The 25,460-nt window shown below is 51.2% G+C and carries 15 protein-coding genes and 1 riboswitch; of the genes, 11 read left to right on the top strand and 4 right to left on the bottom strand.

Features of this window, described 5'->3' with window-relative positions; genetic code table 11:
* Nucleotides 1-69: 69 nt before the first annotated feature.
* Genes BMY16_RS13655 through BMY16_RS13635 form a run of 5 tightly spaced genes read left to right on the top strand, consistent with a single transcriptional unit; the run spans nt 70 to nt 10,245 of the window.
* Nucleotides 70-969: a hypothetical protein gene (locus BMY16_RS13655; RefSeq protein ID WP_139207235.1), complete on the top strand. Its 900-nt coding sequence runs from the start codon at nt 70-72 to the stop codon at nt 967-969.
* A 34-nt stretch (nt 970-1,003) separates the two neighbouring features.
* Nucleotides 1,004-3,613 (top strand): M14 family zinc carboxypeptidase, encoded by a 2,610-nt coding sequence (locus BMY16_RS13650; RefSeq protein WP_091843515.1) that lies wholly within the window; start codon nt 1,004-1,006, stop codon nt 3,611-3,613.
* A gap of 27 nt (nt 3,614-3,640) precedes the next feature.
* A complete protein-coding gene (locus tag BMY16_RS13645) occupies nt 3,641-6,760 on the top strand; it encodes a SusC/RagA family TonB-linked outer membrane protein (protein ID WP_091843512.1) in 3,120 nt (1,039 codons plus the stop codon).
* A gap of 36 nt (nt 6,761-6,796) precedes the next feature.
* Nucleotides 6,797-8,227 carry a RagB/SusD family nutrient uptake outer membrane protein gene (locus BMY16_RS13640; protein WP_170836118.1) on the top strand — a complete coding sequence of 477 codons (1,431 nt, stop codon included), beginning with the start codon at nt 6,797-6,799 and terminating at the stop codon, nt 8,225-8,227.
* A gap of 5 nt (nt 8,228-8,232) precedes the next feature.
* Nucleotides 8,233-10,245, top strand: coding sequence for a S9 family peptidase (locus BMY16_RS13635; RefSeq protein ID WP_170836117.1), 2,013 nt, complete (start codon nt 8,233-8,235; stop codon nt 10,243-10,245).
* 389 nt (nt 10,246-10,634) lie between these two features.
* Here BMY16_RS13635 and BMY16_RS13630 read toward each other — a convergent pair whose 3' ends face one another.
* The 3 genes from BMY16_RS13630 to BMY16_RS13620 all read right to left on the bottom strand — a co-directional run bounded on the left by BMY16_RS13630 (nt 10,635) and on the right by BMY16_RS13620 (nt 15,319).
* Nucleotides 10,635-12,311: a pyridoxal-phosphate dependent enzyme gene (locus BMY16_RS13630; RefSeq protein WP_091843505.1), complete on the bottom strand. Its 1,677-nt coding sequence runs from the start codon at nt 12,309-12,311 to the stop codon at nt 10,635-10,637.
* 13 nt (nt 12,312-12,324) lie between these two features.
* The gene (locus BMY16_RS13625; protein WP_091843500.1) at nt 12,325-13,488 is read right to left on the bottom strand and encodes a trans-sulfuration enzyme family protein; all 1,164 of its coding nucleotides are present in this window, start codon (nt 13,486-13,488) and stop codon (nt 12,325-12,327) included.
* A 169-nt stretch (nt 13,489-13,657) separates the two neighbouring features.
* Nucleotides 13,658-15,319, bottom strand: a complete 1,662-nt coding sequence (locus BMY16_RS13620) for a nucleoside kinase (protein ID WP_091843498.1) — start codon at nt 15,317-15,319, stop codon at nt 13,658-13,660.
* A 118-nt stretch (nt 15,320-15,437) separates the two neighbouring features.
* Between BMY16_RS13620 and BMY16_RS13615 the strand changes: the two genes are divergently transcribed.
* The 5 genes from BMY16_RS13615 to BMY16_RS13595 all read left to right on the top strand — a co-directional run bounded on the left by BMY16_RS13615 (nt 15,438) and on the right by BMY16_RS13595 (nt 23,978).
* Entirely contained in the window at nt 15,438-17,168 is a 1,731-nt protein-coding gene (locus BMY16_RS13615; RefSeq protein ID WP_411267781.1) for a Na/Pi cotransporter family protein, read from the top strand.
* A gap of 157 nt (nt 17,169-17,325) precedes the next feature.
* Nucleotides 17,326-17,420: riboswitch (TPP riboswitch) on the top strand.
* A 51-nt stretch (nt 17,421-17,471) separates the two neighbouring features.
* Nucleotides 17,472-19,850, top strand: coding sequence for a TonB-dependent receptor (locus BMY16_RS13610; protein ID WP_091843495.1), 2,379 nt, complete (start codon nt 17,472-17,474; stop codon nt 19,848-19,850).
* 16 nt (nt 19,851-19,866) lie between these two features.
* Nucleotides 19,867-20,439, top strand: coding sequence for a nicotinamide riboside transporter PnuC (gene pnuC / locus BMY16_RS13605; RefSeq protein WP_091843492.1), 573 nt, complete (start codon nt 19,867-19,869; stop codon nt 20,437-20,439).
* Nucleotides 20,440-20,546: 107 nt separating this feature from the next.
* Nucleotides 20,547-22,043 carry an L-fucose/L-arabinose isomerase family protein gene (locus BMY16_RS13600; RefSeq protein WP_091843490.1) on the top strand — a complete coding sequence of 499 codons (1,497 nt, stop codon included), beginning with the start codon at nt 20,547-20,549 and terminating at the stop codon, nt 22,041-22,043.
* A gap of 126 nt (nt 22,044-22,169) precedes the next feature.
* Nucleotides 22,170-23,978, top strand: a complete 1,809-nt coding sequence (locus BMY16_RS13595) for an AMP-dependent synthetase/ligase (protein ID WP_091843487.1) — start codon at nt 22,170-22,172, stop codon at nt 23,976-23,978.
* A gap of 77 nt (nt 23,979-24,055) precedes the next feature.
* Here the strand turns inward: BMY16_RS13595 and BMY16_RS15585 are convergent, their stop codons facing one another.
* On the bottom strand, nt 24,056-24,205 hold the full coding sequence (locus BMY16_RS15585; protein ID WP_170836116.1) for a hypothetical protein: 150 nt from the start codon (nt 24,203-24,205) through the stop codon (nt 24,056-24,058).
* A 104-nt stretch (nt 24,206-24,309) separates the two neighbouring features.
* Between BMY16_RS15585 and prfB the strand changes: the two genes are divergently transcribed.
* Nucleotides 24,310-25,434 carry a peptide chain release factor 2 gene (gene prfB / locus BMY16_RS13590; RefSeq protein ID WP_091843485.1) on the top strand — a complete coding sequence of 375 codons (1,125 nt, stop codon included), beginning with the start codon at nt 24,310-24,312 and terminating at the stop codon, nt 25,432-25,434.
* Nucleotides 25,435-25,460: the final 26 nt, after the last annotated feature.

The raw sequence follows: 25,460 nt of genomic DNA, 5'->3' as shown, positions 1-25,460 counted from the left end.
AAACCGCCGTACCTTTGCACCGTCGAAAAATGACATAAACATAAGTTAAACAAAAAAACGTGTGAAATTATGAGAAAGAAAGTATTTCTGAATGTAAAGGAGGCAAAGAGTAAGGTAACCACATTATTGCTGACAGGCTTGATGTGTTGCCCCATGATGTCTCTGGCGCAAAACTTGCAGATTAACGTTAGCGACGCTCAGTTCACTCGTCAGATGATGGAACGACTCATTAAAGAATATAATAAGGTGAATCCTGAGTTTACTGCAACTGTTGTGGACACTCGTGAAAAGGCAGATGCCTCGGTGAGTCTCTCCGGACAGGACGATGTGAATAGTATCGGACGCTTCGCTATCCTGCCCATCGCAAACTCTGAGAACGAACTGCTACGCAATAAGAAGGTGGTAAAGGGCTTGAGTAATAAACTGAAGCATCAAATCTTCGTAGAGCGTGATCTTCTGGAGGAACTTGATGCAGAGGAAGAAGGAGAGAAACAATTGCCGGGCACAGTCTATTCGCTGACAGGCAGCCATGCCATCACGACAACTCTGGTGGCCAGGGATCTGAGCATCACTCCCAACCGTGTGAAGGGAAAGAAAATCCTGGGCAGTGAGGAGAATTTGATCAGTGCTGTCAGGAGTCATCAGGATGCTATTGCCTTCAATGTTGCAAGTCTTGCTTATGACAGCAATACCTATCAGCCCGTTGAGGGACTGACCGTTCTGGCTACCGATTTGGACGGCAATGGGCGCATCAGTGACGAAGAACGTTCGGTTATCAGCAGTCTCGACAAGTTGACAGACTATCTTGATAAGCTGCCGCACACTGGCCTGCCCATTGGCAATATCAGCATCAAGACCGACAATCAGGAGTTGCGCAGATTCGTAGACTGGGCCTCGACAGAGGGACAGGGCTATCTGTCTCCTTACGGATTCCTGAAGGCAAATAAAGCACTGACGGCGCAGAAGTAAAGCATCGAAGTTTAATTCTTAAAAAATCAAAGAAATGAGTAAGAAGATTTATTCATTAGCGATAGCTGTGCTCATCAGTCTGGTGGCACAGGCCCAGTCAAGCTACTATTTTGGTAGCGATGAAAAGTTCGACGAGTCAATACCCACCCCAGAGGAGTTCTTCGGATTTCCTATTGGTTCGGCTTTGGTAAGATACGATCGTGTGGTAGAGTATTTCCGTTTGCTGGATAAACTCTCTGATCGTACACAGTTCAAGGTAATTGGTTATACGCACGAGAACCGTGAGTATGTCATCTTGCATATCTCAACTCCCGAGAACATCAAGAATCTGGAACAGATACGCCAGCATCATGTCCGGCTCGTCGATCCCGACCAGCCCCTTGCATCGGGCTACGACGATCAGAAAGTCATTATCCAGTTGGGCTACAATGTACATGGCGGTGAATTGGCTGGAACCGATGCCTCGGTGCTGGCAGCTTATTACTTCACGGCCACTAAAAATGCCGATATCGTGAAGCGACTGAGTGATGCCGTCATACTGATAGAGCCAGCCCTGAATCCTGATGGCCGTGAGCGTGCAGCACAGTATTTCAATTCGTTCCATAGCATTCCGCCGGTGAGCGATGCCCTCGACATAGAGCACACACAGAGCTTCACCCCATTGCGTGGTAATCACTTCTATGCCGACCTGAACCGCGACTGGTTTGCATTGGTTCACCCGGAGAGCCGTGCCCGTGCCGCTTACTACCATCAGTGGTATCCCAATATCTACATCGACTACCATGAGATGGGCTCCAACAGCAGCTATTACTTCGAACCCTCGCCAGAGCGTAGCACATGGAACTATACCGTTCCCGAAAGCACCTATGCGGAGTTGAACGTCATCCTAGCCAAGTATTTCGGCTCAGAGCTCGACAAGATTGGCTCGCTCTATTTTACGAAGGAGAACTATGATAACATCTCGCCCATCTATGGCTCTACCTATCCCGACTTTGAAGGTGGCGTGGGTACTACCATCGAGGTGGGCAGCTCACAGGGCGTACAGGTGGAGTCGTCGATTGGTATCCACAAGTTTGCCAAGAATCTGCGCGACCATACCCGCAGTGCTATAGGTGCTCTGAAGGCTGGCACCGATCAGAAGGCCGTGTTCCTGCGTCATCAGCAAGAGTTCTTCAAGAGTGCTGTCGCTAAGGGTGGAAAGGGCTATATCGTATTTGGCAATTCTGAAGACAAGGGCATCACCAATCTCTTCCTTGACAATCTGCTGCGCCATAAGATTGAAGTCCATCGGCTGTCGAAGGACTTTAGTCAGGCAGGAAAACAGTTCAAGGCCGGCAATGCCTATGTGATTCCCCTGGGACAAGCCCAGTGGCGCCTGGTAAATGCCGCTTTCGATGAGCATACAGAGTTTGTCGACAGCATCTTCATGGATATTACAGCCTGGAGCACGGCTCATGGGTATGGTCTTCCCTTCGTACGTACGGCAGCTGCTGGTGTCGGAGAGCTGGTGACCGAGGTGCCTGCCGTTCAGAAGTCAGCCTTCAACAAGTCAGAATATGCCTATCTGATTGACTTCTCTGATTTCTATGCCACTAAGGTGCTCTATGAACTGCTCGATAAGGGTATCTATGTGAAGGCAGCCTATAAGCCATTTGCCACAGAGACTGTGGAAGCCAGTATCCGGCAAGCTGCTACAGGTAGTCTGCTCGTTCCGCTGGTATATCAGACGGTATCGGTAGACAGTGTTTACAACACCATCCGTCAGGCCGTTGAGGGTACCAACGTGCAGGTCTATAGTCTGAAGACGGGTCTGAGCCAGGCGGGTATCGATCTGGGAAGTGATAATCTCATTGAGGTCAAGAAGCCCGTTGTGGCTACCTTCGTCAGCACAGGCGGTTATGGTGGCGTCAACTGGACGGCCATCGGCGAGACATGGAACCTGCTGGGTAACCACCATCATATTCCCTTGACAAAGATCTTCAGCGACTATGCCGACCGTACGCCGCTAAACCGCTATACCGCCATCATCCTTGTCGATGGCACCTATCAGAGCTTCTCCAAACAGTTTGTAGAGCGTTTGCGCCATTGGGTCAGTGAAGGTGGTGTGCTGATCACCTCGCAAAGAGCCACCCAGTGGGCTATTGCCAATGGGCTTGCACCACACTTTGAAAAGTCGGAGAAGAAAGAGGAGACTGCTGATAAGAAGGATGCCAAGGCCGGCCGTGACGAATTCCAGCGCCTGGACTATGCAAAGCAGCGCGAAGTGAATGGCCCGAGCCGTATAGGCGGTGTGCTCTACGCTGCAGACCTTGATATCACCAATCCGCTTGCCTACGGCATCCATAGCCGTGAACTCTTCACCATGAAGACGGGCAACTATGTGCTGCCTCGTCCCACCAACAACTTTGCCTCGCTTGTTCAGTTGAAAGGCGACAAACAACTGGGTGGTTATCTGACCAAGGAGAACCAGAAACGACTGAAGAATGCCACAGTCGTAGCTTACGACAACTTGGGGCAGGGCACGGTTGTCCTCTTCAGTGAGTCACCTACCTATCGCGGCTATTGGTTCAGTACCAGCCGTATCTTGACCAATGCCCTTTTCTTCGGGAAGAATGTATCAGGTGGCAACCGCTACCGTCCGTAAAATTAATTCAAACAGGATAATCACATTATGAAACGACTTGTATTATATATCTTTTGCCTAGTAACCACCCTCAGCGCGTCTGCTCAAGACGTGCTGAAAGGACGGGTACTCGATGAGCGTACCGAAGAGCCTATTATCGGTGCCGCCATACAAATTAAAGGTACGCGTAACGCTGCCGTGACCGACATCAACGGACAGTTCTCTATCACATTGGCAGGAAAGTCGCCCTATACCTTAGTAGTGACCTATACCGGCTATAACCAGCAGGATCTGGAGGTCTACGATGCCAGTTCTGCCGTGGATATCTATATCCGTGAGAACAGCCGCCTGCTCAATGAGGTGGTGGTAGTGGGTTACGGTGTGGCCAAGTCGCGTGACGTCATTTCTTCGATCTCATCTATCAGCAAGGAGAAGCTCGAAGGCGTGACAGGCCATAGTATTGACAACCTGTTGGAAGGTAAGGCTGCAGGTGTAATGATCTCCACTGCGGGCTCTCAAGTTGGTTCCGCGCCCGTTATCAATATCCGTGGTGTGGCCTCCATCACCTCAAGTGTGACACCGCTTTATGTGGTCGACGGCGTGCCCATCAACACCAGCGACATCGCATCGAACACCGACTATAACCCCGTAGCAGATATCAACCCAGCCGACATCAAGTCGATTGACATCTTGAAAGATGCGGCCGCCAGTGCCATGTATGGTTCGAGAGCTGCTGCAGGCGTAGTCCTCATCACCACTAACTCGGGTTATGCCGGCAAGACGAAGCTGACCTACGACTTCAACCTCGGCTTCAACTCTGCCACCAAACTCTTGGAGCCGCTGACAGCGCAGGAGTTCACTGACATCAAGAATCGTGGATGGCTGAACAATGGCGGCGACCCCAACAAGCTTCCTTACGCCACCATGACCGATAGCCAGGGCCGAATCGTCAGCACCAACTGGGTAGACCTGATTTTCCACACAGGTATTTCCCAGAACCATAATCTCAACGTGCAGGGAGGTAATGATAAGGGTACCTATTATCTCTCAGGCAGCTACACCACTCAGGAGGGTATCACGGTAGATGCCAAATACGACCGTTTCTCATTCAAGGGTAATGGCACCTACAGTCTGAATAAATATGTGAAGGTGGGCTTCAACAGCGGTTACACCTATAGCAAAATTCACACTGCCGACGATTCGCGCGGTGGATCACTGAGTGCCATGGGTGGTCTGACGCGCCTGGCATACGTCGATCTGCCCAATGTCCCAGCCTATAATGAAGATGGGAGTATCTACCGTTCTACCATTGCCCCTCAGAACTTGGGAAAAGGAAACAATGCTATCGAGGTGTTCTACTACAATGCCATGGGTCTGATTGACGGCGGACAGTATGCGGAGTCGAAAACCCACCGTGTCCTCGCCAATGGCTATGTCGATATCACCCCAATAAAAGGTCTTACCCTGAAGTCTCTTTATGGCATTGACTGGACGCTGGTTCAGAACGAGTCGTTCAGCACCCCTCTCCATGGTGGCGGCTATCCCGATGGACGGAGTAACACGGGAACGTCGAGCCTGAGAAGCTGGACCTGGACGAACACTGCCGACTATACGTTTGATATCAAGAAGCACCATTTCGACATTCTCGTGGGTGTAGAGGCATCAGAGAATAAACGCAACACTGTCTCGCGCACCGGCACCACATTGAGCAATCCCGACCAGATGTATGTCGAGGCCCCCTATATCACCTATAGTGGCTCGGGCAACATCCAGGAGAGTAGCATGTTCAGCTACATCAGTCGTCTCACCTACGACTGGAACAGCCGCTACTACCTGACAGCCAACTGGCGTCGTGACGGACTTTCGAAACTGGGTCGCAAGTGGGGTAACTTCTATGGCCTCAGCGGTGCCTGGCGTATCTCTGACGAGCGCTTCTTCCGCAGTCTGCGCGAAGACGGTATCTTCGACGACCTGAAGTTGAAACTGAGTTATGGTATTGTGGGTAACGCCAATGTCGACTGGTATGCCTCTAAGAGTGTCTACTCTGCCTCAACCTATAATGGCGATGTTTCCTATGTGTCATCAGGTATCAACGACCCCGATCTGGGCTGGGAGCAGACGGCTACTACCGACATCGGTTTCAGTGCCTCACTGTTCAAAGGGCGCCTCACTGTTGACGTGGATTATTTCTATTCCAAGTCGAAAGACCTCATCCTGAATGCTTCTCAGGCCTATTCTACCGGTATCGTCGGTGCCTCTATCAGCACCAACCTCGGCAAGACCCGCAATACGGGTATCGAATTGAGCGTCGGCGGTGACATCATCCGTAAAAAGAAGTTCTCATGGAATTCTACATTGAACATCTCTTTCGTCAGCAACAAGGTGCTCGAGTTGGCCGATGATATCATTAGTGGCTCCAACATTACCACCGAAGGCTATTCGCTGGCACAGCTCTATACCTATCCCACCGATGGCATTGACCCCCAGACAGGTCGTCGCGTGGTGCTCATCAAGCGTGCCGACGGAGGCTACGACCGCCAGCTGCTCATCTATAAGTATGGTCAGGGTGGCGCCCAGATCTACGAAATGGACGGCGAGACCAAGTCGAAGTACACGCTGAGCGATTGGAAGCCAGAGATCTCCGGCAACACCAAGCCCACCTACTATGGCGGTTGGAGCAATACAATCCACTATAAGAATTGGGATGTCAATCTCAACTTCCATTTCTCGGGCGGCAACAAAATTCTTAATTCCATGCGCGCCACCCTTTCCGACGGCCGTATGTGGAGTGGCTGTAAGGAGTGGTACGACAACATCTGGCAACAGCCTGGCGACCATGCTAAATATGCCAAGGCCTCTTACAACGATAACTACTCCAACGGCACGGCTAATCCCATCAGCGACCTGATTGAGAATGGCGACTTCATCCGCCTGCAGAGCCTTGCCATCAGTTATAACTTCAAGACCCGTCGCTGGCCGAAGGCATTGGGCATCACCTCGTTCCGTCTCTATGCCCAAGCGCAGAATCTGTTCTGCATCACTGGCTACTCAGGCTTTGACCCCGAGATCAATTCCTATTATAATGACGCCAACCTGCGTTCGGGTATCGACTCTAATACGACCCCGTTGACGCGTACTATTTCCTTCGGCGCAAACATCTCTTTCTGAAAGGTATAAATGGGTATAATAATAAAAGGTAAAGACATGAAGACAAAATACATATTGCTATTAGGCATCACGCTGATTGCCAGCTCCTGCGGAGAAGACTTCCTCGACAAGAATCCCAAGCTCTCCGTGACTGAATACGACATATACACATCTGAGAAACTGATTGATGCTACGATGAACGGTGTCTTCAGCCGTTTCAAGAACAGCAGCTTCGGCGGCGGTAATATCTCTGTCATCTTCGACAACAGAGGCGACGATCTGGTAAACACCGGCAATAACACGCTGGCCCACTCCGACACCTACAATTTCACTGTCGCTCAGAACAGCGCGATGAACCCCGGATTCTTCCAAGCCGGCTATCAGGCCATCAATGCCGCCAACACACTGAAGGAGAACCTTGAGCAACGCGACAACCTGCCCATCTCCGAGGCCAAACGCCAGCAGTATATTGCCAATGCCCTCTTTATCCGCGACATCAGCTGGTACTATCTGGCCCAGGTATACTCACAGCCCTACGCCTTCGATCCCAACTCCAAGGCTATCCCCATCCATACGGAGGCTGTCACTGGACCCGGTTTCAACGATGCCCCTCTGTGGACGATAGGTCAGATTTATGATCAGATCATCACCGATCTGAGTAGCAATGTCATTTCTGCCCTGCCCAACAACACAGGCGCCTCGTTCGACCCCACCATCCCCTCACAGGCTGCTGCCCACATGCTGTTGCAGCGCATCTATATGGCGAAGGGTCAGTGGCAGGAGGCCATCCGCGAGGGTGAGCAGGTGACGGGATTCTCGCTGAGCAGCAGTGTCCGCGAGATGTTCGACGCCCCCTACCACACGGCAGAAAACATCTATTCGATGCCCTTCACCAACACCGAGCGAGGAGCGGGCCAGCGCCATCCTGCCAGCTATATCGCCAGTGAAGTGGGCTATATCGATACCCTCAACACCCGTACAGGTATTATCACCATTCCAGAATATCACCTGGCCACCGACAGCCGCACCCAGTTCATCAAGGTCGACCCAGCCACAGGCCGTGAAACCTGGTATGAGAAGTACGATGAGTATACTGTGATGGTGGAGTGGGTACACATCTTCCGCTATGCCGAGACGCTTCTCAATCTCTCTGAGAGCTATTTCAATGTCGGCAACTACCAGAAGGCTGCCGCGCTGCTTGATCAGGTGCGCCGTCGCTCCATCCCCGTGGGCGATATCCTCGATGTCACGTCGCTGACGGGCGATGCCCTTAAGACCGCTATCTATAACGAGCGTCGAGCCGAGTTTCTTGGTGAAGGCCTCCGTGGCCTCGACATCAGTCGCCGCGCTGAAGACTTCGTCCATCCGGCTGCCACAACCACCGCTGGCAAGTGGGACACCGTGGTCGTAGCCACACCCTCTGACCGTACCACCTACTGCTGGGCACTCCCCTCCTATGAAATCCTCGTAAATCCCAGTGCACAATAATGAAGATGAAACATACATTGAGCATATTGGCAGTGGCATTCTTGCCACTGCTATCCACGGCACAGGAAGTGACGTCTGACAAACAACTGGTCGGCCTCGACTTCTTCGCCAAGATCAAGGCGGTCTCGCAAATCAAGACCATTGGCGATGACATCTTCTTCGTCCTTCGACAAGCCAATGTGAAAGCCGACAGTTATAGTTCCGACCTCTATCAGCTGGTAGACGGGAAAGCCGTCAGACTAACCAATACAGGGCACTTTGGCAACTATGAGATTATCGACGATGCCATTGTCACGCGAAAAACAGAAGGAAAGAAAACTGTGTTTTACAAGCAAACCAAGAGTTATGGCGGGCCACAGGAGTGGCTCACCATACCCTATCAGGTTGGTCAGGTTAAGTTCGTCGACGACACCCATTTCTTCTTTACTTCCTCGAAAAAGGTGGAGCGAGAGCCCTTTCCACTGCCCGACTCCCTGAAGTCGCAGGATGCCGATAAGCGCTATCGCGTCTTTGAGGATCTGCCGTTCTGGTCAAACGGACGTGGAGACATCCAACGCCACCACACAATACTCTATTATTCTGACAACGGTAAGGTGACCGCCCTCACCGACAGCCTGGCGGGAGTCGGAAGCTTGGAGTTGAGCAAAGATGCGCGCTATCTGGTCTATACCGATAGTCGGGAACATGGCCCCAAGGTGTTTGGCAACAGGCTGTATGCCGTAGACACCAAGACTCTCCAAGCCCGTGAACTCATCGTCGGAGACAGCGTTCGCTATGGCTTCCCCACGTTTATCGATGACGAAAACATATTCATCTCCATCGGCAAGCGCAATGCTGAGAACCCGCAGGCCAACTCGCCTTATTACCGAATCAATGTCAAGACAGGCGAAAGCCAGTACGTCTATGATAATGACTTCTATGCCATTGGCGACGGTACGGCATCCGACGTGAAGTCCGGCGGTCGCTCGGATATCCTGTTCGAGAAGCAGGGCATCGTGTTCAAGACCGCCAAGGCCGACTACTCTGTGCTGGTCCGCCTGCCGCACAAAGGTGGAGGTGTTAAGTTGCTTACTCCCAGCGATTTCAATGTCGATGAGTATCTGCCCTACAAGAAAGGCTATCTCCTTGTTGGAGCTTACGGTCAGGATGGTCAGGAACTATTTTATTTCGATGGCAAGAATGCGCCTCAGCGTATCAGTGATATCAACACGTCGCTTTTCGCGTCACATCATATCGCCCATCCTCAGGAGATCAGTTATGTCAACAGCGACGGACTGGAGCTACGTGGTTTTGCCTTGCCTCCCATTGGTTATGAGCCTGGCAAGAAGTATCCTGCGATACTTGATATCCATGGTGGGCCAAGAGCTGCCTACGGTTTCGGCTTTTTCCATGAGATGCAGTATTGGGCTGCCCAGGGTTATGCTGTCATCTTTGCCAATCCCCACGGCAGCAGTTCCAATGGCAATGCATTTGCCAACCTGAAAGGCAAGTTTGGCGGCCCCGACTACGACGACTTGATGTCTTTTGTCGACGCGGCTATCGGGCAGACGGATTTCATCGACCCAGAGCGGCTTGGCGTAACAGGTGGCTCCTATGGCGGAGTTATGACCAATTGGATAATCGGTCACACCAACCGATTTCGTGCGGCGGCTTCCCAGCGAAGTATCTCCAACTGGATCTCGCTCAGTGCCATCAGTGACATTGGTTATAGCTTTGTCGACGGCTATTCCGGCACCGACATCTGGCATGATTCCGATCTGCTTTGGAAGCAGTCTCCTCTGGCTTATGCCGACAAGGTGCGTACGCCTACGCTCTTTATCCATAGCGATGAAGACTACCGTACGCCATTGCCCGAGGGTCTCCAGATGTATAGTGCCCTGAGATATCACGACATTCCCGCCCGGATCGTCATCTTCAAGGGCGAGAACCACGAGCTCTCCCGTAGCGGCCGCCCACAGAACCGTATCCGCCGTCTACAAGAGATCACCCGCTGGTTTGATAAGTATCTCGCCCAATAATGATCTCTACAGCCAAAGTGTTACCCTTTGTGGTTATAAAAACAAAAGACACACTGTAAAATCTCTCATCCCTCCCTAAATCTTCTGGAAGGCCTTTATACAAAGGCATTCCGGCACGGGAGGGATTTTTTCAATCCCTCCCATATCCCTCCCGTCGACGGGAGGGATATGGGAGAGATGACGGGAGGGATCAAGGGAGGGATGAAAATCAAAGAATCCTTTATATAAAGGGCTTCCGGGCCATTGACGGGAGGGATGGAGGGTTTTTGATGAAAAGCTACGGAGATCCTGACACTTTGCTTACGACTTTCCTACAGTTCCCACGGTGGGAATAAAGTGTTCCCACCGTGGGAATATAAAGTGCAGTGCTTTATTTAGGCTAATGGTGTTCAAACAACCTTGAACTGCAGCATCTGCCAGGTGGCATTGAGATCGTGGCCGATGACTGGATTGCTGCGCTGTTCGATCAGCTTGAGCTTGGGGGCGATGCGCTCTATCTCACGACCGCTGTCGACGCCCATCTTGAAGCGCGACTTGAAATCACGGAGGATGGCCAGGTTCCCCGTGAGGCAGTTGCGGTCGCACATGTCGAAGAAGACCTCTCCATCGGGGAAATGGGCGGTGATATCGTTGAGCAACAGGCGTACCTGCTCTTCGGAGTAGTACATCAGTACGCCCTCGAAGATGATGATGATATGGCTTTCAGGATGGTTCTGGCGTATCTGCTCCATCCATGAGGTGTCGAACATCGAGAAGGGCATGTGGTTCTCCGTGTTCTCGGGAATGAGCTGCGAACGGATGTCAAGCACGTCGGGGAGGTCGAGCTCATAGAACTGGACATTCCGGAGGTCTTGAAGCCGGTGGAAACGGGTGTCGAGACCACAACCTACGTTGACCACGACCACCTCGTCGTGGGCTGCGCTGGCCTTACGGACACTGTCGTCATAGTAATGGGCACGGGCAACGCAGCACGAACCGCTCTTACGCTCGGCATCGAGCTGGCTGAAGTCATAGCTGATGTTGGAGATGATGCGGTCGGCAAGTGGATCGCTGAGCATGGGGTGCGCCTTGCGGTTCTCCAGGGCGCGCATGTAGAGCGGGATGAGTAGGGTGAGGGAGATGTTGTTGGTAAACGTGAGTTGCTTGTCGCCGACGGTATCGTAGAGCTGTGTGGAGAAGTAGCGGTCGCCACGGTCGGGGAGCACCACGACGATATTGCCGCGGTCGATGCGGGCAGCCAACTTGAGGGCTGCCGAGAGGGCTGCGCCTGACGACGATCCTGCAAAGATACCCTCTTGGCGGGCCAGCAGGCGTGAGCCGGCAAAGGCTTCGGTGTCGTTGATCTTGATGACCTCGTCGACGAGCTGCATATCCATGGTGGCAGCGATGAAGTCGTTGCCGATGCCTTCGATGTTGTAGTCGGCATGCTCGCCTCCGCCCATGGTCGAACCTACGGGGTCGGCGAGAATGCCCCTGATGGCGGGGTTCTGCTCTTTCAGGTAGCGCAGGATGCCGGTATAGGTGCCTCCGCTGCCTGCCCCAGCCACCACATAGTCGATACGTCCCTCAAGGTCGTTATAGATCTCGGGGCCTGTGGTTTCGTAATGGGCCAGGGGATTGCTCTGGTTTTCAAACTGTCCGAGAGAGATGGCTCCGGGGATGGACTCCCGGATCTCTGTGGCCTTTCTGACGGCTCCCTGCATGCCATATTGGCGGGGGGTGTTGACGATCTCTGCCCCTAAAGCGCGCATCAGCGTCTGTTTCTCGGCAGAGAACTTGTCGGGAACGACGAAGATGACCTTATAGCCTCGGTTCAAGGCGGCAAAGGCAATGCCCAATCCGGTGTTGCCTGCTGTGGCCTCGACGATGGTTCCTCCACGATGGATGAGTCCACGGCGTTCGGCATCGTTGAGCATATAGAATGCTGTACGGTCCTTCACGCTCCCTGAGGGATTCATCAATTCCAGTTTTGCAAATATATTTACTCCGGGCTTGACGCCCATATTTCCGAGCAAGACCAATGGTGTATGGCCTATCAGCTCCTGCATTGAACTATAATAATTCATATCTTTTTTACTTTTATATCTTTTTACTTTTTTCAATCGCTTGTTCCAGGTCGGCGATCAGATCGTTGACATCCTCTATGCCGGTAGAGAGGCGGATGAGTCCGTCGCTGATACCCATCTGATGACGCAAGTCGGCTGGGATGGAGGCATGAGTCATGGAGGCAGGATGACAAACCAGACTCTCTACGCCACCGAGACTCTCGGCCAACGTGATCAGCTTCAACTGGCGGAAAAACTCACGGTAGTCATAGTCGTCGCGCAGTTCGAACGACAGCATCACGCCGCCATTACGGGCTTGAAGCTGGTTGACAGCATAGCCGGGGTCGGACAGCAGTCCCGGGTAATAGATGCGGCTCACGGCAGGGTGGTCTGCCAGATATTGGGCTATCTTGACGGCATTGTCCACATGACGGTCGAGGCGAACCCCCAGGGTCTTTATACCTCTTATTAATAAATAGGAGTCGAAGGGGGGCAGCACGGCACCAATGGAGTTCTGGAGGAAGGCGATGCGCTGGCCGAGCTCCTCGGAGTTGACGACGACCACGCCTGCCACCAGATCGCTATGACCGCCGAGATATTTGGTGGCAGAATAGACCACGATGTCGGCACCCAAACGAAGGGGCTGCTGGAGATAGGGGGTCATGAAGGTGTTGTCGACGATGACCTGTACGCCGTGACGATGGGCCGACGTGGCGATGGCGGCAATGTTGGTGACGCTCATCAGCGGATTGGCAGGACTCTCTATGAGCACGGCCTTGGTCTCGGGCGTGAGCGATGACTCGAATGCCTTGACATCAGAGGTGTCGGCGATGGTATAGGTGAGTCCGAAATGGCTGAAGACCTTGTCGAGCAGACGGTAGGTGCCACCATAGACGTTGCTGGTGATCACGATATTGTCGCCTGAGTGGTAGAGGTTCAGCACGGCATGGATGGCTGCCAGACCAGAGGCAAAGGCAAAGGCTGCCACGCCGTGGTCAAGCTCGGCCATGAGTGATTCGAGGGCTTCGCGGGTGGGATTGCCAGTGCGGGCATATTCGTATCCTCGGCGTCGACACCCCAGCCCGTCCTGCTTGAAGGTGGATGACAGGTAGACGGGCACGTTGACGGCCCCTGTAAATTCATCGTAGGCGATGCCTCCGTGAATCAAGGCGGTGTCGATGTTCTTGTAATTGCTCATAATTTTCAGAATTAAGTGATTTACCTTTTTACTTTACTGTAACACGGTGCAAAGGTACGGCTTTTCGGACGGGCCGACAATAACTGAAGCGTGGTATATTGACTCCTCAATGATAGGGGATTCAATATACCACACTTATGGGAGGCCCAGAGGACCAAAACTGCTGAAATCAGTAGTGGAACGACGAGCCGCCAAGGAACTCGCGGAGAAGCGAGGTGGGGGGTATCTGCGTCTCGGGAATAGGCTTGATGTAACGCAGGAACTTCAACAGACGGTAGGCTTCGGCGTGCTCTTCGCAGTTCTCGGGCACCTGTTCCAGTAATGGCTCTGCCTGACTCTTGATAACCGCAAGTTCGAAGAGCATGGCCGTATTAAACATCGCATCGGCATTCTCCTGATAGGGGAATATCCACTTGTTCTCACCAGCACGCACCGAGGGCCAGCGGTGAATAGTGTCCTTGGCCGAGACAGCACGGTATTTGTGATCGCGGATGATGCGGCGCAACAGACGGTTGTCGGTCGTGGGGATGTAATTGTGGTTGTCAAGCAGTACCGTGGTGAGTGCCGAGGCATAGACACGGAAGATCTGCTCGTTGGGAATCTGCGAGGTGAGCTCGGGGTTCAGGGCGTGGATACCTTCCACCACTAGGATCTCGTTCTCGCCAAGACGGAGCTTCCTGCCACTTTTCTGGCTGGTACCGGTGGGGAAGTCGTAGCGGGGCAGCTCCACTTCTTCGCCACGGAACAGGGCGGTGAGCTGTTCGTTGAGCAGAGGGAGATTCAGCGCATGCAGGTGTTCGAAATCATAGTCGCCCTTAGCGTCGCGTGGCGTCTGCTCACGGTTAACGAAGTAGTCGTCGAGCGAAATGCCTACGGGCTTGATGCCATTTACAGCGAGTTGTACGCTGAGGCGTTTGCAGGTAGTGGTCTTACCCGAAGAGGATGGTCCGGCGATGAGCACGAGTTTGATGCCCTTGCGCTGGGCTATCTCGTCGGCAATCTTGGCAATTTTCTTCTCTTGCAGTGCTTCGCTGACCATGATGAGCTGAGGCGAGTAGCCCTTGCTGATGGCTTCGTTGAGGTCGCCAATGGTGCGCAGACCGAGGATATCCTGCCACTGGTGGTGCTCTTTGAAGATGCTGAACATCTTGTCCTGATGGGTCATCTCGCCCAGTTCGTTGGGCTGTTCGCGAGAGGGGATGCGGAGCAGCAGGCCGTCGTAGTATTTCTCGAGGCCAAAGAGATAAATCTGCGAGGTGTTGGTAAGCAGCGATCCGTAATAGTAGTCCACGTAGCCGTCGATGTCATAGTAGGTAGTGAAGAGGCTACCGGTGGATTGGAGCAGTTTGACTTTCGAGCGGTTATGCTTCTCTTCAAACATGCGGATGGCCTCTTCCGTGGTGGTTTCATGACGATGGATGGGCATGGCGGCATCGATGATCTCCTGCATCTTCTTGCGGATGCGGCCTGCATCCTCGAGGGTGACAGGATGGCCGATGTTGAGATTGACATAATAGCCGTTGGAGACGGGGATATCGATAGCCACCTTGCATTTCTCATAAAGTTCGTGTACCGCCTTGCAGAGCACGAAGAAAAGGGTACGGGTGTAAGCACGGGCGCCACTGGCTGAGGTAATGTCTAGAAACTCGACCTCTTTCTGTTTGTAGCAACGGTAGTGCATACCTTCCACCTTATTATTTACATGTGCGGAGATAGGACCATGCTCCATGTGGAGTCCTGAGAGCTGGTACACTTCCTCGAGCTTGGCACCCACAGGGGCTTCAATAGTCGAATTGTTATTACGGATGTGAATAGTAATGGTTTGTTCCATAATGTTTCTAGTTTTTGGAGAATTTTGTGGCAAAGATAAGAAAAAAGTAATGAAATCAAGAAGAAATTCATTTTTTTTTGTATCTTTGCAGTCGAATTCAGATCAAAAAGATATCTTTATGCTCGTATTATTCAAACTCCTTGGTTCTCTCGCACTTCTCATGTTTGGTATGAAGTCGATGAGTGAGGCGTTGCAGAAGATGGCGGGTCCGCAGTTGCGACACGTTCTCGGCGCCATGACCACCAACCGTTTTACGGGAATGTTAACTGGTATGCTAGTGACGGCCTCTGTACAGTCGTCAACAGCTACGACAGTGATGACTGTTTCGTTTGTCAATGCAGGATTGCTGACGCTGGCGCAAGCCATCTCAGTGATTATGGGTGCGAACATTGGAACGACGCTTACGGCATGGATTATGTCGGCTGGTATGTCGTTCGATATTACGAGTGCCGTCTATCCTGCGTTTCTCTTGGGCATTATCCTGATTTATCAGAAGAGGTATCGATATATCGGAGACTTCCTTTTCGGACTCTCATTTCTGTTGTTGGGTCTAGGAACGCTCCGCATGACTGGAACGGAGATGCATCTGGGCGAGAATCAGGCATTGCTGGATTTCTTTGCCTCGTTTGATCCTGACTCGTTCCTCACCACGCTGATATTCTTGTTCTTAGGTGGCGTGCTGACTTTCTGTGTGCAATCATCAGCAGCAGTCATGGCCATCACGATGATCCTCTGTTCGAGTGGTGCCCTTCCCATTTATCAGGGTATTGCTTTGGTGATGGGTGAGAATATCGGAACCACGGTCACCTCGAACCTCGCTGCCCTCTCGGCAAATACCCAGGCTCGCCGCGCAGCATTGGCCCACATGTTCTTTAATGTGTTTGGCGTGGTTTGGATTCTGTTCGTCTTCCGTCCGTTCATCGATGCCGTTTGCGGACTGGTGGGCTATGATGTCACGATGGTGAAGGGTAGTGTGGAAACGAGTGTATTCCTCGCCAATGCTGCTAAGCTGAGCTTTGTGCTGGCAGCCTTCCATACTTGTTTCAATGTAGCCAATACCCTGATTCTCATTTGGTTTATCCCTCAGATAGAGCGGTTCGTATGCTGGGTCATCAAGCCTAAGAAGGTTGACGAGGAAGAGGACTTCCGCCTGCACTTCATTACGGCTGGTTTCATGAAGACACCAGAGCTTTCGGTGCTTGAGGCCCAGAAGGAGATTCAGCACTTCTCCGAGCGTATGCAACGCATGTTCGGTATGGTGCGTGAGCTGCTTACCCTCTCGTCGTCCTCGTCGTCTAAGACAAAGAACAATGACACAGAGTTTAACAAACTCTATTCACGTATCGAGAAATATGAGGGTATCAGCGATAATATGGAACTTGAGATAGCGAAGTATCTCGACTCCGTGAGTGACGCCCACCTTAGTGACGAGACCAAGGCGAAGATTCGTGCTATGTTGCGTGAGATTTCCGAACTGGAGAGTATCGGTGACGCAAACTTCAACATGGCGCGTACCATCTCCAGAAAATATAATGCTAAGGAGGACCACTTCATCGATCGCCAGTATGACCATCTGCATCAGATGATGGAGCTTACTGAGCAGTCGCTTACGCAGATGAACCGTCTGATGCTTGGCCGCAAGGAGTCGTTTGATGTGAATCGTTCGTTCAATATCGAGCACGAGATCAACAACTATCGCAATCAACTCAAGTCGCAGAACATCACTGATGTGAATAATCATGAGTACACTTATGCCGTCGGCACCATCTATATGGACCTGATTAATGAGTGTGAGAAACTCGGCGACTATGTGGTCAACGTGGTTGAGGCACGTATGGGTCTCAGATAAGGGCGAAAAAGATAAAAGGAAAAATAATCCCTGAATCGTTTGGCGGTTCGGGGATTTTTGTATAATTCTGAGACTTCATCTCGAAGGTACTCACGCTCGAAAATGAAAATAAATAGTGATTTATTTTGTATTTTGCTCGCTTATTTGTACCTTTGCAGCCGATTTCAAGGGGTGTCTGCTTTTGCAGGCTGAGATGATACCCTCTAACCTGATCCGGATCATACCGGCGTAGGGATGGAATAAAGGATTAATCAATACAAACATCCCCTTTACATTATTTATTAATTAAAGGTTCTATTAAGTATGAAAAGATTTGTTTTCGGAATGACAGCGCTGGTGTGCGCAATGAGTGGAAATGCTCAATCTAAAGCTGCTTTGTATGACTCTACGAAGGTGGAGCAGTTGCAGGAGGTAGTCGTAAAAGGTGTGCGTGCGCAGAAAAACGCGCCATACGCTGTGGCCAACATCAAAAAAAAGGAACTCAACGAATTCTCAAAGACGGGTAAGGAGCTGCCCTTCCTCTTCTCGCAGACCCCAGGCGTCATGGCCTGGAGTGAGAACGGATTAGGCACAGGTACCACCTATATGCGAATCCGTGGTGCTGGTGACTCACGCATCAATGTGACTCTTGACGGTGTACCCCTCAATTCGCCAGAGGACCAGTGCGTGTTTTGGGTTAACATGAACTCATATGGTTCGTTGCTCGGCTCTGTGCAGATTCAACGCGGTGTGGGAACATCAACCAATGGTGATGGAGCCTTTGGCGGTACGGTGGCTCTTTCTTCTGCCACGCCCCAGCTGACACCTGGTCTTGAGGTGTCAGGTAGTTATGGCTCGTTTAATACTTATAATATAGGTGGAAAATTCTCCACGGGGCTATTGTGGAAGCATCTTATCTTCGATGGAGCCTACCATGAGACCAATACCGATGGCTTCGTCCATGGAACCAGTGGACGTAGCGGTTCTTATTATGGAGGTCTTACCTGGATGGAGGATAACTTCCAGATCCGTTATAAGAACATTGGCAATTTCGAGAAGACTGGTCAGGCCTGGAATGGTGTGACGGCAGGTGACAACGACATGAGCCTGATGGATGGTACTTATGGCATGAATACGGGAATCGAAACTTACAAGGACATGTACGAAGTAGGACTGGGCAAGTTTAACTCGCTCTATGAATATATGACCTATGATGCTGACGGCAATTTCGCTAAGGACGCCAATGGTAACTATATCACTGAGCGTTACAAGATGGCCGACGGCACCTATTGGGATAAGGCTACCGATAACTTTTGGCAAAACCACAACATCCTCTCTGCCTCTTGGAATATCAACGATCATTGGACCACGTCAGCCTCGCTGCATTATACCTATGGTTATGGCTACTATCGTGAATTCCGTCCGAACAATAAACTCTCGAAGTTTGGTCTTACGGCTGTCGATGAAGCGGGCAAAAACATTAAAAAGACCGACTTCGTTCGCAAGAAGGGACTCTCGCAGAATACCTACGGCCTCGTGTGGAATGCAAACTATAAGGATGATGCTTGGGACATTGTCGGAGGCTTGTCGATACAGAACTTCGACGGCAACCACTTCGGCTATTTGACCTATGCCGCCAATAACGTGGTGCGTCAGATGATTCTCTCCAATGGCGACTATAAGTACTACGACTCCGATGCCCATAAGCTCGATGGCAACGTATTCGTCAAGGCTGCCTATCATATCAATGATCACTGGGACGTATTTGGTGATATCCAGTATCGTCATGTGGGCTATAAGACGGATGGCATCAATGATAAGTTCTACGACAGTAATAGCGGCTACAACAATCAGCAGCTCGACATCAATGAGAAATACGACTTCCTGAATCCGAAGGCCGGCTTCTCGTGGAACCTCAAAGGACATCGCATCTATGGTTCTGTGGCCATGAGCCATCGTGAGCCTGAACGCAACAACTTCACGGACAACGGATCCTACCCTGCTCCTAAAGCAGAGAAGGTGTTGGATTATGAGTTGGGCTATACCTATAACGGTGACATCTTCCATCTGGGGGCCAACTTCTTCTATATGGATTATGTCGACCAGTTCGTACAGACGGGTGCTGTGAGTGATATCGGTGAGAATCTGACCACGAATATCAAGGATTCCTATCGCACAGGTATTGAGCTTCAGGCGGGAGTTGATCCTACATCTTGGCTCACCATTGAAGGTAATGCATCACTGAGCAAGAACAAGATTAAGGACTTCGACGAGGTGGTGGAAGACTGGGACAATGGCCAGCAGACCATCCACTATGACAACTCTACGCTGTCCTTCAGTCCCTCTACTATCTTAAATGGTTTTGTCACTCTGCACCACAAAGGTTTGCAGGCTGTATGGCATACGAACTTTGTTTCGCGCCAGTATCTCGACAATACGGAGAATAACGATCGTTCGTTACCCTGCTATTCTGTTTCAAATATCAGTCTGAGCTATTCGTTGAAGCCAAAGAAAGTGATGAAGGAAGCTATCTTTGGACTGAATTTCAATAATGTATTTAATCGTCGTTATGCAGCCAGTGGCTGGGTATATTCTGCCATCTATGAGAGTGGAGGACATGGCAATGACAACCGTTACTATCAGATAGGTTTCATTCCTATGGCAGGATTCACGATGATGGGAAGCGTGACGCTAAGGTTTTAATTAAGAATTAAGAGAGATGGAGTTCTTGGAAGAGCATTGGCTGGATATTGTGACAACAGTCTTAGGACTGGCGTATATCCTGCTAGAGTATAAGGCTAGCATCTGGATGTGGCTTGTAGGGTTCTTTATGCAGGCACTGGGCATCGTCCTATATTACCAGAAGGGCCTTTATGCCGACTGTGGCATGGAGTTCTATTACCTGTCGATGACCGTCTATGGTTATTGGCGCTGGGTGCGTGGAGCGGCTTCTAAGGAGGCTTTGCCCATCCGTCATTTCCCCAGTAGGTTAGTGCTCCCTTGGACACTCCTGATTCTGGGTGTCTGGGGCATCATGTTCTGGTTTCTCAAAACCTTTACCGACTCCACCGTGCCAATGATCGACAGCTTCACCACGGCTCTCTCCATCGTTGGCATCTGGGCTCTTGCTCACAAGTATCTTGAGCAGTGGTTTATATGGATTGTTGTCGATGTGTTCACCTGTGGACTCTATTTCTATAAAGACATCCCCTTTAAGGCCTCTCTATACGCTTTATATGTCGTTATAGCCATTTTTGGCTTCTTTAAATGGCGGAAGATGATGCCAAGATGATATAAAAAAATATAAAAACCGGAAACAAATGATTGTTTTCGGTTTTTTTTTATATCTTTGCAGCCTAATCGGACTAAGCATTACTTATTTAATAAACTCATTAACAAATGAACAACGTACCTAAAATTAAGATTGGAATCGTCGCTGTATCTCGCGACTGTTTCCCCGAGTCATTGGCAGTTAACCGCCGTAAGGCCGTTATTGCTGAGTATGAAAAGAAATTCGGTAAGGATGGCATCTATGAGTGCCCCATCACCATCGTTGAGAGTGAGATCCACGCTCAGCAGGCTCTTGAGGATGTGAAGAAGGCTGGCTGTAACGCACTCTGCGTTTATCTGGGCAACTTCGGTCCTGAGATCTCTGAGACGATGATTGCCGACTGGTTCCAGGGCCCGACTATGTTCTGTGCAGCCGCAGAGGAGTCTCAGAAAGATCTGATCGATGGTCGTGGCGATGCTTACTGTGGTATGCTGAATGCCAGTCAGGCTCTGAGTCTGCGCAAGACTCGCGCTTACATTCCTGAGGAGCCCGTAGGCGACGCTGGTCAGTGTGCAGAGATGATTCACGAGTTCCTGCCTATCGCCCGCGCTATCGTAGGTCTGCAGAACTTGAAGATCATCAGCTTCGGTCCCCGTCCTAACAACTTCCTGGCTTGTAACGCTCCTATCCGTGCCCTCTATGATCTCGACGTTGAGATCGAGGAGAACTCAGAGCTCGACCTGCTCGAGGCTTTCCAGAAGCACCAGGGCGATCCTCGCATCGACGATGTAGTGAAGGATATGGCTGCTGAGCTCGGCACAGGCAATAAGATTCCTTCAGTGCTGCCTAAGCTCGCTCAGTATGAGCTGACACTGACAGACTGGATCGAGGCTCACAAGGGCTCACGCCAGTTCGTGGCTATGGCCAACAAGTGCTGGCCTGCATTCCAGACCATGTTCGGTTTCGTGCCTTGCTACGTAAACAGCCGTCTCACTGGTCGTGGTATCCCCGTAGCTTGCGAGGTTGATATCTATGGTGCTCTGTCAGAGTACATCGGAACCTGCATCACTCAGGATGCCGTTACCCTGCTCGACATCAACAACACCGTTCCTAACGATATGTACGAGGAGAGCATCAAGGGCAAGAAGTTCGCTTGCGACACTTATACCGACAAGGAGATCTTCATGGGCTTCCACTGTGGTAATACCGCTTCTTCTAAGGTGTGCAACTGCCAGATGTGCTTCCAGCGTATCATGGCCCGCGCTCTGCCTGTTGAGGTTACTAACGGTACACTTGAGGGTGACATCCAGCCAGGTCTGGCCACTGTTTATCGTCTGCAGTCAACTGCTGACACCAAGCTCCGCGCTTACATCGCTCAGGGTGAGGTTATCCCAGTAGCTACCCGCTCATTCGGTTCTATCGGTATCTTCGGTATCAAGAACATGAGCCGCTTCTATCGTCACGTCCTCATCGAGAAGCACTATCCTCACCACTGCGCCGTTATGTTCGGCCATCAGGGTAAGTATCTCTGGGAGGTTCTCAAGTACATGGGTATCCCCGTGGACGAGATCGACTACAACTTCCCGAAGGGTAACTTCTATCCCACAGAGAATCCGTTCGCATAATCACATGCCTGCATAACTTTGGCCCCGGGTCGCTCAAGCGATTCGGGGTTTTTTGTTCATTTTAACGCATTTTCTTGGTTTTTTGAGATTTTTTGCGTACATTTGCAGCGGATTATATAATTGCTTATGCAGACAAACAGTCATTTATCGCGATTGATTCACGATCAGGCCGCAAAATACGGCGATCGTGAAGAGCTGATCTACAAGGATTTCGGTGGTTCCGAGTGGAAGTCGATGTCGTGGAATCAGTTTTCCGCAACGGTGAAACAAGTCTCTAATGCCATGCTCAATCTGGGTGTCAAGGTGCAGGAGAATGTGGGCGTGTTCTCACAAAACTCCGTGCAGTATCTCTTCTGCGACTTTGGCGCATGGGGCATCCGTGCCGTCACCATCCCTTTCTATGCCACGAGCAGTGAGCAGCAGATACAGTTCATGGTTGGCGATGCCCAGATCCGTTTTCTGTTTGTAGGCGAACAGGAGCAGTATGACAAGGCCCGTCGCGTGGCCTCCACCTGCAAGACCCTCGAGCGCATCATCGTTTTCGATCAGAATGTGCGCCTCTCCGAGAACGACTCCAACGCCATGTACTTCGACGATTTTCTGAAACTGGGTGAGAACCTGCCCCGTCAGACGGAAGTGGAGGCCCTCCAGAGTCAGGCTTCGATGGACGATATTGCCAATGTCCTCTATACCTCAGGCACAACGGGCGACTCCAAGGGCGTGATACTTACCTGTGGCCAGTATCATGCAGCCATGGAGGCCAACAACAAGTGTGTGCCCGTAGGCGAAAATGATCGGGTGCTCAATTTCCTGCCCTTCACCCATATCTTTGAGAAAGGATGGAAGATCCTGTGTATTACGGAAGGGGCGCGCCTCATTGTCAACACCTATCCGCAAGAGGTGCAGCAGTCGATGAAACAGACTCATCCCACGTGTATGTCAAGCGTTCCCCGTTTCTGGGAAAAGGTGTTCATGGGCGTGCAGGAGCAGATAGAGAAGGCCAATACCGCCAAGCGTAAACTCTTCCAGCATGCCCTGAATGTGGGCAAGCGCCATAATATCGACTATCTCTCGAAAGGCAAGCGCCCACCGCTGGCCCTCCACATGGAGTATGAGATGCTCAATAAGACCGTCTTCTCACTCGTCCGCAAGGAACTGGGCCTTGAGAATGCCCACTTCTTCCCCACGGCTGGTGCTACGGTCAATCCCAAGGTTGAGGAGTTCGTCCACGCCATCGGCATCAACATGATCGTGGGCTATGGCCTTACTGAGAGTCTTGCTACAGTAAGCTGTAACCATCTGGGCGAGCCTTATACCGTTGGTGGCGTAGGTATCCCCATCGAGGGTATCGAGATCCGTATCAGCGAAGAGGGCGAAGTGCTGTTGAAAGGCCCCACCATCACGAAGGGCTACTACAATCGTGATGACCTCACCAAGGCCGCCTTTACTGAAGATGGCTTCTTCCGTACTGGTGACTCTGGCTACCTCGAGGGTGGTGAGCTGTTCCTCAAAGAGCGCATCAAGGACCTCTTCAAGACTTCCAATGGCAAGTATATCGCACCTCAGATGATTGAGTCGAAGCTGCTCGTCGACAAGTACGTCGATCAGATAGCCATCATTGCCGATCAGCGAAAGTTTGTCTCGGCCCTTATCATCCCCGTTTATCCCTTGTTGGAGGAATATGCCCGCGAGCATCGTATCCCGTTTGAGACTCGCGAGCAGCTTTGTGCCAATCCGCAGATCTATGAGATGATGAAGGAGCGTATCGACACCCTTCAGCAGCAGCTGGCCCACTACGAACAGGTGAAGCGATTCACCCTGCTGCCCCATCACTTCTCCATCGAGCGTGGCGAGCTTACCAACACGCTGAAGATCAAGCGTCGCGTCCTCAACGAGAACTACCGCAAGGAGATCGATAAGATGTACGAGGAGTAACCTTGGAGTTTACTCCGACTAAAGTGGGAGTTTACTCCGGGTAAAGTCTGACTTTACTCCGACTAAAGTCCAAGGCCTTATTTCCGTCGGAACAAGGTTTTGAGGGCTTTGTAGCCTATGGCAAGGATGAGGATGATACTCATGATAATGATGTACCATTTCATGTCGTACCAAGCAGCGATGGCTCCTTGCTTAAATCCGATGATGAGCGTTCTGATAAAATCCATACCCTGTCTGATTTATGGTTGCAAAGGTATAAATAAATATGTGAAATGCAAAATAAAAGACCCTAAATTTGGTTATCTGCATACTTATTCGTACCTTTGCACCCATGATTACGCAAGACCAGTTAAAAGATGTTTTGGAGCGGGCAGATGCGTTGCACCGCTATCTTGAAATAGATAAGAAGAAGATTGAGTACGAGGAAGAAGATCTTCGTACTCAGGCTCCTGACTTTTGGGAGGATCGTAAGCGTGCTGAGGAGCAGATGAAAAAGGTGAAGGGCATTAAGAAGTGGCTCGACGGCTACAAGGAAGTGCGCACCCTCGCTGATGAACTGCAGCTGGCTTTCGATTTCTTCAAGGACGAGATGGTAACAGAGGAGGAGGTGGACGACACCTACGCCAAAGCCATTCAGGCCATCGAGGATCTGGAGTTGAAGAACATGCTGCGCCAGAAGGAGGATCCGATGGAGGCAGTGTTGAAAATCAACTCGGGTGCTGGTGGTACGGAAGCTCAGGACTGGGCCTCGATGCTGATGCGTATGTATATGCGCTGGGCTGAGGCTCATGGTTATAAGGTGACCATCTCCAACCTGCTCGATGGCGATGAGGCCGGTATCAAGAGTGTGACGATGCAGATAGAGGGTGGCGACTATGCCTATGGCTACCTGAAGAGTGAGAATGGCGTGCATCGTCTGGTGCGCGTATCACCCTTCAATGCCCAAGGTAAGCGTATGACCTCGTTTGCCTCCGTATTCGTATCGCCCTTGGTGGATGATACCATTGAGGTATACGTAGACCCTGCCAAGCTGTCGTGGGACACCTTCCGTAGCTCAGGCGCTGGTGGTCAGAACGTGAACAAGGTGGAATCGGGTGTCCGTCTGCGCTATTGGTATACGGATCCTGATACGGGCGAGGAAGAGGAAATCCTCATCGAGAATACAGAGACACGTGACCAGCCAAAGAATAAGGAGCGCGCCCTGACGCTGTTGCGCTCACAACTCTATGATCGCGCCATGAAGAAACGCTTGGAGGCCCAGGCGAAGATCGAGGCTGGCAAGAAGAAGATAGAATGGGGCAGTCAGATACGAAGCTATGTGTTTGACGACCGTCGTGTGAAGGACCATCGCACCAACTATCAGACAACTGATGTCGATGCCGTGATGAACGGTAAGATTGATGACTTCATCAAGGCCTACCTGATGGAGTTCCCAGTAAACGACGAAGAACAATAATGAATAATAACAATCAAAACGATTAA

This window comes from Prevotella sp. ne3005, from assembly GCF_900110085.1.
GTDB lineage: Bacteria > Bacteroidota > Bacteroidia > Bacteroidales > Bacteroidaceae > Prevotella.
The sequence above is the reverse complement of the archived record's forward strand: the minus strand, read 5'-3'. Positions and strand labels throughout refer to the sequence as shown.